The sequence below is a fragment of the Streptomyces sp. LS1784 genome (assembly GCF_020103755.1).
GTDB lineage: Bacteria > Actinomycetota > Actinomycetes > Streptomycetales > Streptomycetaceae > Kitasatospora.
The window spans coordinates 1-10,485 of record NZ_JAHSQD010000285.1 but is presented as its reverse complement, the minus strand read 5'-3'; the positions used below and the strand labels follow the sequence as shown (position 1 = coordinate 10,485).

Annotated in this window: 17 protein-coding genes; 9 read left to right on the top strand and 8 right to left on the bottom strand. The window is 69.1% G+C overall.

What is annotated here, in order from left to right:
* Positions 1-207 precede the first annotated feature (207 nt).
* The gene (locus KS423_RS27305; RefSeq protein ID WP_224282429.1) at positions 208-867 is read left to right on the top strand and encodes a hypothetical protein; all 660 of its coding nucleotides are present in this window, start codon (positions 208-210) and stop codon (positions 865-867) included.
* Positions 864-1,217, top strand: coding sequence for a transcriptional regulator (locus KS423_RS27300; RefSeq protein ID WP_224282428.1), 354 nt, complete (start codon positions 864-866; stop codon positions 1,215-1,217). Before KS423_RS27305 ends, KS423_RS27300 begins: the two co-directional genes overlap by 4 nt.
* A gap of 301 nt (positions 1,218-1,518) precedes the next feature.
* On the opposite strand, the gene KS423_RS27295 is transcribed toward KS423_RS27300, so the two are convergent.
* The 4 genes from KS423_RS27295 to tgmA are packed head-to-tail and all read right to left on the bottom strand — an operon-like array spanning position 1,519 to position 4,301.
* A complete protein-coding gene (locus KS423_RS27295; RefSeq protein WP_224282427.1) occupies positions 1,519-1,812 on the bottom strand; it encodes a DUF6087 family protein in 294 nt (97 codons plus the stop codon).
* A gap of 40 nt (positions 1,813-1,852) precedes the next feature.
* Entirely contained in the window at positions 1,853-2,995 is a 1,143-nt protein-coding gene (gene tgmC / locus KS423_RS27290; RefSeq protein ID WP_224282426.1) for an ATP-grasp peptide maturase system methyltransferase, read from the bottom strand.
* Complete coding sequence (gene tgmB / locus KS423_RS27285) at positions 2,992-3,966, bottom strand: ATP-grasp ribosomal peptide maturase (RefSeq protein WP_224282425.1); 975 nt, start codon at positions 3,964-3,966, stop codon at positions 2,992-2,994. The genes tgmC and tgmB overlap by 4 nt, the downstream gene beginning before the upstream one ends.
* Positions 3,963-4,301: a putative ATP-grasp-modified RiPP gene (tgmA, locus tag KS423_RS27280; protein WP_308020253.1), complete on the bottom strand. Its 339-nt coding sequence runs from the start codon at positions 4,299-4,301 to the stop codon at positions 3,963-3,965. The genes tgmB and tgmA overlap by 4 nt, the downstream gene beginning before the upstream one ends.
* Positions 4,302-4,450: 149 nt before the next feature.
* Between tgmA and KS423_RS27275 the strand changes: the two genes are divergently transcribed.
* Positions 4,451-5,560, top strand: coding sequence for a helix-turn-helix transcriptional regulator (locus tag KS423_RS27275; protein WP_224282430.1), 1,110 nt, complete (start codon positions 4,451-4,453; stop codon positions 5,558-5,560).
* Positions 5,561-5,573: 13 nt separating this feature from the next.
* Positions 5,574-6,155 carry an HD family hydrolase gene (locus KS423_RS27270; protein WP_224282424.1) on the top strand — a complete coding sequence of 194 codons (582 nt, stop codon included), beginning with the start codon at positions 5,574-5,576 and terminating at the stop codon, positions 6,153-6,155.
* A 195-nt stretch (positions 6,156-6,350) separates the two neighbouring features.
* On the opposite strand, the gene KS423_RS27265 is transcribed toward KS423_RS27270, so the two are convergent.
* From KS423_RS27265 to KS423_RS27255, 3 genes are all read right to left on the bottom strand, one after another.
* On the bottom strand, positions 6,351-6,542 hold the full coding sequence (locus KS423_RS27265; RefSeq protein ID WP_224282423.1) for a DUF397 domain-containing protein: 192 nt from the start codon (positions 6,540-6,542) through the stop codon (positions 6,351-6,353).
* Positions 6,543-6,608: 66 nt separating this feature from the next.
* Positions 6,609-6,800: a DUF397 domain-containing protein gene (locus KS423_RS27260; protein WP_224282422.1), complete on the bottom strand. Its 192-nt coding sequence runs from the start codon at positions 6,798-6,800 to the stop codon at positions 6,609-6,611.
* Between the two features lie 10 nt (positions 6,801-6,810).
* Complete coding sequence (locus KS423_RS27255; RefSeq protein ID WP_224282421.1) at positions 6,811-7,659, bottom strand: helix-turn-helix transcriptional regulator; 849 nt, start codon at positions 7,657-7,659, stop codon at positions 6,811-6,813.
* Positions 7,660-7,915: 256 nt separating this feature from the next.
* Here KS423_RS27255 and KS423_RS27250 point away from each other — a divergent pair, with 256 nt between their 5' ends.
* The 5 genes from KS423_RS27250 to KS423_RS27230 all read left to right on the top strand — a co-directional run bounded on the left by KS423_RS27250 (position 7,916) and on the right by KS423_RS27230 (position 9,458).
* Positions 7,916-8,278 carry an ATP-binding protein gene (locus KS423_RS27250; RefSeq protein WP_224282420.1) on the top strand — a complete coding sequence of 121 codons (363 nt, stop codon included), beginning with the start codon at positions 7,916-7,918 and terminating at the stop codon, positions 8,276-8,278.
* Positions 8,278-8,529: a hypothetical protein gene (locus KS423_RS27245; protein ID WP_224282419.1), complete on the top strand. Its 252-nt coding sequence runs from the start codon at positions 8,278-8,280 to the stop codon at positions 8,527-8,529. Before KS423_RS27250 ends, KS423_RS27245 begins: the two co-directional genes overlap by 1 nt.
* 278 nt (positions 8,530-8,807) lie before the next feature.
* A complete protein-coding gene (locus tag KS423_RS27240; protein WP_224282418.1) occupies positions 8,808-9,119 on the top strand; it encodes a hypothetical protein in 312 nt (103 codons plus the stop codon).
* Positions 9,112-9,276: a DUF6879 family protein gene (locus tag KS423_RS27235; protein ID WP_224282417.1), complete on the top strand. Its 165-nt coding sequence runs from the start codon at positions 9,112-9,114 to the stop codon at positions 9,274-9,276. The genes KS423_RS27240 and KS423_RS27235 overlap by 8 nt, the downstream gene beginning before the upstream one ends.
* A complete protein-coding gene (locus tag KS423_RS27230; protein ID WP_224282416.1) occupies positions 9,276-9,458 on the top strand; it encodes a LysE family transporter in 183 nt (60 codons plus the stop codon). Before KS423_RS27235 ends, KS423_RS27230 begins: the two co-directional genes overlap by 1 nt.
* Positions 9,459-9,566: 108 nt before the next feature.
* On the opposite strand, the gene KS423_RS27225 is transcribed toward KS423_RS27230, so the two are convergent.
* On the bottom strand, positions 9,567-10,133 hold the full coding sequence (locus tag KS423_RS27225) for a DUF6245 family protein (RefSeq protein WP_224282415.1): 567 nt from the start codon (positions 10,131-10,133) through the stop codon (positions 9,567-9,569).
* Positions 10,134-10,485: the final 352 nt, after the last annotated feature.

Here is a 10,485-nt window from a genome sequence, read left to right as displayed (position 1 = left end):
GGCAGGCGGCGCCAGGCCCCGCAGGCCCCGGGCGCCGCCCGCGTCCCGGCCGTCCCGGGCGCCCCCTGCGGCACGCGACGGCGGTCCATTCAACCGACGGGACGTCAACATGTAGACACCGACTGAATGTTCGCGCGGGAGTGGTGTCCACGGGCATCGCAAAGAGATCTCTAGACGCAATCAGTTTGTCATGCAAACCTGGTTGGCGTGACGACTCACCATGTCCCGTCCTCGAACGACCCCCGCAACCTCCTGGCGATGAAGCAGGCCCTGGTCCGCCACATCCGTCGTGAGCAACGCGGCGCCTGGTTCGCCCTCCTCGTCTTCGCCGCCGTGCGCTTCGCCGCCGCACCGGTGGTCCGCTACGGCCAAGGCGACCACCACCCCGGTGGCCTGCCGCCGGCCATGTGGTACTGGCCGGTGGCGCTGGTGCTCGCCTACGCCGCCATCAGCTGGTTCTACCTGCGGCGTTCCGCCCGCACCGGCCTGGGCACCAGGGTCGGACCGTACCTGGCGCTGGGTATCGCCCTGGTCGCGCTCATCACCGGCTACGTGGCGTGGCGGGCCCTGCACCCGGATTTCCTCGCCGACCTCCACGGACCGTCGCCCGTCGCCCTGGTCTTCAACACGGTGGTGAGCCCGGCCGGCACGATCGGACTGGCGCTGCTGCTGCTCGCCCGGATCGAACGCAGCTGGCCGCTCCTCGCCATCACCTGCGGGTACCTTGGCGTCATGCTCAGCGCCGGCGACCTTCCCGACCCTTCACCGTGGGGCTTCCCGGGCATCCTGTTCGAGGGAGGTGTGCTGCTCCTCGGCGGCATCGGCCTCGCCCTGCTGCAACGGGGCAAGGAGCGGTCGGCCGCATGACCGAACACCCCACCAGCAGCCTCGACGACGTCGTGCACCAACGCGTCCGCCTGGGCATCCTCGCGGTGACCAAGGAAGCCCGGCGGGTGGAGTTCACGTTCCTCCGCACCACGCTCGGTCTCACCGCCGGCAACCTCTCCCAGCACCTCGGGGTCCTGGAGAAGGCGGATCTGGTCACGATCGACAAGGGCTACGAGGGCAAACGCGCCCGCACCTGGATCCAGCTCACCAAGGCGGGCAAGAAGGCCCTGCACGACGAGATCGCGACGCTCAAGACCCTGATCCACCAGCTCGAAGGAGGCGAGGGGAAGACCGACCCCGGTCCTGCGGCGGCTCCCGCCCCGGGCTGAACCCCTTGAGCTGTCGGACCGCGGTCCCAGTGGGGACCACGGAGGGGCCGTTCTCCGCGCTTCGAGACGTCGAACCACGAAGCGCCGGAGGACGGCCGTCGGACTCGGCGCGGGCAGCACGCTGTCCCTGGCCGCCCTGCCACCGGCCGCCGGGGCCGCACCGGCCCCACCGGTCCGGCTTCTCCCGTCTGGCCCAGGTTCGGGTCGGCGTGCCCGATGTCGGCGACGCCACAGCTGAAAGTCGCCCACGTGGAGTGCGCAGGTGCCCGGCCCCCGCCGGGGCCAGGCACCAGGCCAGTGGTCAGGGCTTGCGGTGCTTGCCTGCGGGCTTCTTCGCCGGCTGGGCCGACGGCATCGGGATCACACCGTCCCCCTCGATGCCGCAGACGAGTCGCTGCGCGGCGGCGTAGTCCGGTGCGATGGTCTCGGGCACCCACTGGTAGCCGTCCCAGCGGGAGATCAGCCGTGGTTCGCCCTGGCGCAGGTGGGACGGAGCGTCCTCGAAGCCGAGGACGACGGCCTTGAGCGTGCCGACCGAACGGCGCTGCGATTCCCGGCGGGCCGCCCACCGCTTCAGCGGCTCGTCCTCGTCCACCTGGTCCTCCTCCGTGACGGGGCGCCCAGCCTAACGGTGCTCAGGAGGGCAGGAGCCAGCTCGGACCGCTCGGATCGCCGATCCACACCCGCTGATCCTCCGCCACCGTCAGGCCGAACCGGTCCTGCTCCGGGGCGCCGGCCCTCTCCCACCGCTCGAAGGCGTGTTCCACCGCATCCCACAGCGGCAGCGGCCCGCGCTGGTGAACCGTCCAGCCGGACCCGTCCACCTCCGTCCACGCCTGGGAGCCGGTTGCCGTGTCCAGCAGGATCACCTGGGCACCGGCGCCCAGCAACTCGGCTGACGGCGCGGCCAACTGGGCGAGGAACCTGCCGGTCCACGACCACAGGCGGGACGGGTCGAGGCCGGTCGGCCGGGGGACGCCCGAGTGCATGGTGAACGTCAGGCGCGGTGGCGGTTGGTGGGGCCGGGCAAGCATGAACGCCGTCTGCTCACCGGTGAACCGGCCCGTCGCACTGCCGTCCTCCTGAACGGTGATGTGCACCAACCCGGAGGCCTGCATCCACCCGCCGAGGCACGTCGTGATCGTGCCTCCGGGCCTCAGCTGCCAGAGCCACGGGTACGGAATGCTGCGCACCGAGCACGTTGCCACGATCCGGTCGAACTCGACGCCGGCCTGCCGCTCGTTCAGGCCGTCGCCGATGACCAGGGACGGGGAGTAGCCCAGGCCGTGCAGCGCCCTGCGCGCGCGAGCGCCGACCGCCGGGTCGACCTCAACCGAGGTGATCAGGTCGTCTCCGAGCCGGTGACACAGGACCGCGGTGGAGAACCCGGTCCCGGTGCCGATCTCCCGCACCCGATCGCCCTCCCCGATACCGGCTGCCTCCAGCATCCGTACGACGAGCGAGGGCAGCGTCGACGACGAGGTCGGCAGCCCGTGCACCGGGCCGGTCGCGTTGTCGGCGTCGATCCCATCGACCTGGGTCACCCACGTCTCGTTGCTGTACGCCATCGCCAGCCACTTGTCCGCGGTGACCTCCTGGCGGCGCAGCGGCCGGTAGACCGTCACGCCCTGAGCGTCCTGGCCCCGGCGGAACACAGCATCGGAGAGGAAAACCTCGCGCGGGACGTCCTCGATCGCCCTGCGCCAGGCCGGTTCGGTGAGCCCGTGCCCGGTGATGTCGTCGGCGAGGCGTCGCCGAAGCTGTGCGGTGTCGGTCATGCTGCTCCTCGCTGGAGAAGATCTGCCAGAGCGGCGGTCATCGGCAGCCCGGTCGGGGGCTCCATCCAAGCCCACTGCCCGGACGGGTTGCATTCGATCCACACCCAGCTGTCATCGGCGTGCCCCGGCCCGGTGAGGGCAAAGTCGAACGCGCCGAAGACCAGCCCGAAGTGCGCGAGGTAGGCGAACACGGCGCGCTCGACACGCTCCGGGACCTGGATCGCCGTGTAGGTGTGGGCGGAGTAGTCGACGCGCCAGTCCAGAAGGTCGCAGTCGATCCGGACGGCGAACACCCGCGCGCCGATGACCGTGACCCGCACGTCGGAGATCTTGTCGATGCGCTGCTGGAAGAGGTGCATCGTGCCGGCCACCGAGCCGCCGATCTCCCCGGCGGTGACCTCGGTGACGGGGACGGTCTGGGCTACGCCGTCGATCACGTACGTCGGCATGCTGATCGGCTTGTGAATTACCTGCCCGTGCGTCTTGATGAACCGGCGTGCCTCGTCAGGCTCGTTGGTGAGCAGGGTCGGTGGAACCTGGAAGCCGCAGGCCGCGGCGGCGGCCAGGCCGGCGGGCTTGTACTCGGCATCGCCGATCCGGTTCGGGTGGTTGACGTACAGGCACCCGGGGAGCGAGACGAGGACACCGCCGAGGCCGTAGCGGGCTTGTGCGGCGGCGACCCGGGCGTCCTGCGGGGCGAGGTGGGGGAACGCGAACGCGGACGGCCGCCGGTAGTACAACGACCGAACCGAGCCCAGCCCGGCGAGCCGTGTGGGCGTTCGCATGCTTCCCTCCCATTCCCGTGTGCTGCCGCCGATTCGGGCGGAGCAGGACAGGGTGGCGGGGAAGTCGCCAGCGTCGAACCGTACGACCGGGACACCCCGGTCGTACAGCTCGGTGATCACCAGGTCAGCGGTCGGGTCTTGCAGGTTGGTGACGACCGCGACCGGTCCCGTGTCGGTCGACGTCACTGGTCGGTGTCATTCCCCGTGTCGCTGTCCGCGGCGTCCCCTCCTTGGGTGTCGCCTTGCCCGGTGGTTCCGGTCGGCGGGTTCGTGCCGGACGAGGTGCCATGACCCGGCATCATCATCGGGGCTCCGTCCGGACCGAAGTACTTCGCGGTCTGGCTCGCCGGGTCCAGCTCGATCCGGCGAGCGGTGACGCCCGCCTCGAACGGCGGGTACGGGGCGATCCGTCCGACGACGAACGGGGTCGGGGTCATGTGCCCCTGCGGGAGCGGGCTCCCGGTCGGGATCCGATCCGTGTACGCGAACATCGGTGCCTCCATGGTTTCGGTGGTTCCCATTCACCGGTTCGAGGAAGGGGGAGGCCCGCCAGGGCGGCCTCCGGCTAGCCTCGACCGGGCACGTCTACGACGGTAGGAGTCACCAGTCGGAACGTGCAGTGACCACGAGTACGGGTAAACCGGAGCGGACTCCCGAAGATGGGGCTTCTTTGCGATCAAGCTCACGCCAAACCCCGACCGCCAGTCAAGGTCGGGGCCCTCGCCCTCGCGCGGGCATCATCTCCGGGTACGTCCTGCGGGTGATCCGAGAGCAACAGGACTGCACCCAGGAGGAGTTCGCCGAACGTCTGGCAGTCTCGGCGGACACGATCGCGGGGTGGGAGAGCGGCCGACGCCCGCTCACCGCGGTGCCCATCGGGCAGGTGCTCGCGCACCGCCACCGGCTGATGCGGATGGGCTCTCCGCCCACCCTCCTCCAAGCCCTCGAACGTGCCCTTGAGGCCGATGTGCTCCTCGTCAGTGCCCTCGGAGAGAGCGCCCTGACCGGCGCCGGTCCGCTTGGGTCGATGGTGATACAGCGCGACCTCATCGAGATCCTGGCGTGGCCACTCGGCGGTGGGACACCCCGGCGTTTCCGTGAGTTGCCAACAGCGGCTCGCTCCCGGCGGGGGCCTGTACCGACTGGTCCGGAGCTCACCACGAGCGACCGCGCCAGGTTCTTCGCCAACATGCGGCGCACAGCAGAGGAGGCCCGTGGGAGCAACCAGTTCCTCCTCCGACGCCAGGCGCTCTACCTCGCCGGACTTGATGACCAGGACGACACGTGCTCGTGGCTTGCCCATCAACAGCGAACCGCGCGACCGAGCGACTGGCTGAGCAACTGGCTCAACCTCCGTTCCGTCGCGATGGTCTCCGCCCGCCACGGCGACCCGGACCGCATGTCCCACTTCATCGACACCGCCCTCGCCGACGACGCCGGCGCAGCCGCGAACCTCAACTACTGGGCGTACTGGATCGGCGAGATCCCACTCGAACTCTCCGACGACTTCATCGCGTCCCCGGCACCGGGCCCCTGGCCCGGACACAAGCTACTCGCTCACCTCGCCGATGGCATCGACACCCGCCACGGCTACCTCGACCTGAACATCCACAGCGTGTGGTCCTTGCTCCAGATCCGGCCGAACCTGCTGCGCTCCGGAGCAGCAGCAAGTGTTCTACGAGACCGACTTCCCATGATGTTGGATAGCGCTGAGCTCTCGTCGCGCGGGCGGCGCGAACTCGAGAACGTCCGTTACGCAATCCGCCTCGCTGAGGCGTGAGAGGAGCCCGACGGTGTCCGATGACCTGTCCTCGGTGGCGCGCTTCCTGTTCGAAGCCGGGACGCTCAAGCAGACCAGGCGCACGGGCTGGTGGATGGCCGGCGTCCGCGACCCCGAGTCGGTAGCCGAACACTCCTGGCGCACCTCGCTCCTCGCCTCGATCATCGCCAAGCTCGAAGGCGCCGACCCCGCGCAAGCGGCGTTCCTCGCCACCTGGCACGACATCGCAGAGACGCGGACCGGGGACGTCAACTACGTGGGGAAGAAGTACGCGACCAGCGCCGACCCGGAGGCGGTGACGGCCGACCAAGTCGCCGGCATGCCCGAGGTGCTGGCGTCGGCCGTGCAGGAGCTCATCGCCGAGTACGAGGCGAAGGAGTCGCCGGAGGCGATCTGCGCCCGGGACGCCGACAAGCTGGAGTGCCTGATCCAAGGCATCGAGTACCGGGCTCAGGGCTATGCGAACGCCCAGCGGTGGATCGACAACAGCCGTGGGCGGCTGACCACGAAGACCGCCAACGAGCTAGCGGACGCCGTTCTGGCGGCCGACTCACTCGACTGGCTCCGCACTGCCCTCGGAGAGCAGCCGAACTGACCCGCCGGACGTCGGCCGAGTCACTCTGTCGGCAGGAAGACGCCTCGCCCCCGGCAGATCCCGCAGCCGACGGCCGGGCGCAGTCGGTCCGGTCGGGCGCGATAATTGTTTCCTGCCTGGTTTGACGCCTTGGCCTTCGCCGTGCGGTGGTTGCGCCCCTCGCCCGGGGAGGGCGAGGGGCGCGGGGTGGGGCTGTCAGGCGTGGTGGTCGAACTCGCCGGTTTTGATGCCGTGGAGGAGGGCGGAGAGGGTGGTGGGGGTGGTGCGGAGGATGAGGTGGCCCTCGTCGGACTCGCGGAGTTCGACCGTTCCGCCGACCCTACGGACCTCCACGCACTCGTTGTTTGCGGCGCTGTAGCTGGACTTCTGCCAGTTGGACTCAGGCATCGCTGTCCTCCGCTTCTCGTGTTGCGCCCCTCGCCCGGGGAGGGCGAGGGGCGCGGGGTGGGGCTGTCAGGCGTGGTGGTCGAACTCGCCGGTTTTGATGCCGTGGAGGAGGGCGGAGAGGGCGGTCGGGGTGGTGCGGAGGATGAGGTGGGCCTCGTCGGACTCGCGGAGCTCGACCGCCCCGGCGACCGTGCGGACCTCCACGCAGTTCTCGACGTTGCCGCTGAACGAGGATTTCTGCCACTCGGTGTCCGTCATATCGGGCCTTTCATAGGTTCTGTGCGATCTTGTGGATCAAGTCACGAGAGTCAGTCTCGCTCAATGCCGAAGCTTCTGTGCGATCGAAGATGTATCGGTAGCTGTTCAGCTCGCTGACGGCATCGAGGTATTCGGGTCCATGGGAGGACTCTCGTTCGACGGTGTCGAGTTCAGGGACAGAGCCGAAGGCGTAGGTGAGGTTCTCGGCAGCCCCAGGGAAGGTTTCGATGTCGAAGGGTACGACTCGGACGGTCAGCCAAGGCAGCTCGGAGTCTTCGAGTAGCGAGGAGAGCTGTTCCTTGAGGGTCGGAATGCCACCGAATCGCGTCCAAAGGACTGACTCATAGATGAAGAACGTCGTCGGCTTCGGGTTGCGGCGCAGGTCTGCCTTGCGTTGCATTCTGAATGCCGTGCGTGCTTCCACCTCATGCCGGGGCAGCGGAGGGAAGACGCGTCCGAAGACGGCCGAGGCGTAGCTGAGGGTCTGGGATGGTCCGGGCATGTGAGTGAGAAGCCACAGCTTGAGTCCGTGGGAGGTCTTCTCCAACTCCGCATTCTCAAGAACGCCATCGGGGACCGTCCCCCGATACTCCTCCCACCAGCCCTTGGACCGGTCCAGGACTATGGCTTCCAGCGCATCGATCAGAGGCTCATTCATGCACTTGCAGGCAGCGGCGAACGAGCGGAGCCGGTCAGGGCTCACGCCGACCTTGGCCGCTTCGATCTGGCTGACCTGAGTCCGGTCGATACCGAGGGCTCTGCTCAGGTTGGAGGTCGACAGTCCTGCAGCCTCGCGCATCTTCCGGAGTTCGGTCCCGATGCGGAGCTGGCGAAGCGTCGGGTGTGCTCGTGGCGGCATTGGCACCTTCCTGGCCGGTGTGGACCAAGTCTGCCGCGCTGTTGTGCGCAGGGTCCACTTGGGGGTGAATGTATCCGGATCTGGGATCACATGTGATTCCGATCGGGTATGGTCGATCTCAGATTGATCCGACGGATCGTCAGTAACGCCTGCTAGCAAGCACCGCAGAGCAGCCACGCCCATCTCCGCTGGCCTGGCTCACGGCGACACATGTTCCGCCGGATCCTCCCCTTACTCACGCCTCGGGAGAACTCCCATGCGTCACATCAACACCCCCACCATCGCCATCGCCCGTCAGACCCTCCACAACACCATGACCCGCGTCGGCTGGTCCCCGTCCGTGATCTTCGACGCGCAGCTCGCCCTCTGCGAGCTCCTCGTCAACGCCTGGCGACACGGGGGCACCCCCGCTCCGCTCGTCGAGATCATCTCCATCAACGAATCGCTCCGCGTCTCCGTCACGGACGAGAGCCCGATCCTCCCCACCACCCCACCGCTGTCCCTGCTCGCCGAGTCCGGCCGGGGCCTCCAACTCGTCGAGGGCCTCACCCACCGCTGGGGCGTCGACCCCCACGAGCGCGCCAAGTCCGTCTGGTTCGAGCTGGACGGTGCCGCGTGATGGCCCGCCGCCACCCGATGCTGCCGACCGACCCCCGGATCCGGCACTACACCGACGACCACGTCCGTACCCTCCTCGCCGAAGTCCAGGAGCGCGGGAGGAAGTTCGGCCTGATCTTTCCTTCCGCCTCCACCGACAAGACCCTCGACGGCCGCGTCCTCGTCCGCTTCAACACCGCGCCCGCGTCGACGCTCCTGAACCTCCTCGTCCTGCTCCTCGACGCCGAACGCGAGATGCCGTGCGATTCCTGATCGGGACGGCCTTCGCCGTCCTCCTCGCCCTCGCCTTCGCGACCGTCGCCCTGGGCGTCGTCACCGCCCTCCGCGCGACCCCGCCCGACGAGGACGCCTGACCGCCGGCCCCCGCCGCCCGCGCGCCGGGGGCTGCGGCACTGCTCCAGGCTCCGAGCTCGACCAGGCGGGTGGTTCGTCAGGAAACGCCGGACAAGGCGGCACCGGGCGCCGGATGCTGGTAGGCGCGTCACATCCGGTCGCAAGAATGCGCAAGCTACGTGACAGGAGAGGGAATCATGGGCCTAGGGTTCTTCGGAATCGATCCTGAGACCAACGAGGAAGGCTCGCCCACCGTCTGGGCGGACGTGGCTCAGCGTCGACTCGTGATTCAGAGCGACACTGTCACCGGGGCCGAGCTTGCGGAGGTCAGCGAGACCGAGTGGGTTGTCGGTCACAAGGTCGGCGTGCCTGCCCACGAGTCCGTGATCAGTATCCCCGAGCGAATGATCCCCTTCATCAGGAAGGCTTGCGATGCCATCGAACGTGCCGGACTTCAGGACTCTGCTCCGGGAGACGAAGAAGTCGGCCGTGCATCTGGAGATGCGTGATCAGTACAGCGTTGCCGACGAAGCCGAACAGTTCGCCGCGTGGAAGGCCGGGCACCGGTACTCCCTGGAGGACCGGGACGAGTGGTGGCATCCCTTCCACGACTTCGTGGTGGAGACCTGCCCCAGTTCATCCCCAGCGGCGCTGCGCACCTGCTGATGGGGGTGGTCCTGGCGGCCGTGCACGAGCTGGAGGGGCTGGTCTGGTTCAGCGCGCTGGTACTCGGTACCCAGCTCGTCCGCCGGTGGCTGAACCGCGGCTCGGTGCGGCGGGCCATCGACGCGGTCACCGGCTCGGTGCTCGTCGGCTTCGGCGTCAAGGTGGCCCTCGGGGGCGAATGACCGGCTGGGGCGGACGACTCCGCCCGGGGCCCCGGGCCCGGTGGTCCCCGCCGGGCGTGATGGCGGCTGCCCGGCCACCCGGGCGGGCAGCCGGGTGGCCGGGGGCGGCTACTGGTTGTTGGCCGCCTCGGCCGCGTCCAGCACGGAGTCGATGTTGTCGATGGCGGTCTGCAGCAGCCCCCGGGCCGCTCTTTGCATCTCCAGTTGGAAGGCGATGCCCTCGATGTCGCCGGCCGCGCTCGCCGCGTAGGTCCCGCCGAGCGCGCCCAGCATGACGTGCAGCCCCTCGGCGGCCTGCACGGCGGCCATCGGCAGCGGCCCACTCTCCTCGAGCGGGGCGTAGATCCGCAGCGGCATCATCGCCCGCGCGATCTGCCAGCCCGTGAAGGCCATTTGCAGGATCATGTCGTCCCAGGCTTCGGCGGCCTTCATCTGCTCGCCGACCGCAGCGAACTGGTTCTCCTCGTCCAGCTCGACCCCATCGGCGAACATCGCCTCCCTCTGGGCGAAGCCCAGCAGGGCGTTGACCATCCGCACCCGGTAGATGTCGGGGTGGTTGTTGAGGGCCGCGAACTCGGCGTGCTCGGCCGGGGTGATCTCGTGGTCGAAGTAGCCCAACGCGGTCAGGGCCTTGCTGATCTGTTCCACCGTCACCGGGGTGTGATCGTTTGTCATATCGGCACGCTACCGGTCCCGGTCCGGGCACGGGAGGCCAATTCCCGGGCCCGTGCGCCAGCGGGTCCGCTTCGTCCCGGACCCGCCTCTCCCGCCCGCCGACGGCGCGGACCGTGGCAGGTCTGTTGCACACGAAGTGACGCCGCTCACAGCCGTCCGGCGCGGGGCGTGATCGACTCGCTCGATGCGCCAGACCTCCTCGAACCGCCCCAGGCTGACGGTCAGTCACTCCACTTTCGCCGCCACCGCCGCCCTGCTGCTCGCGGGCTGCGGCACCGTGGCGACCACGGGCGCGGGCGGCGGCGCGGAGGCGTCCGGCAGCCCAGCGCCGTGCGGCACGCCGACGTCGACG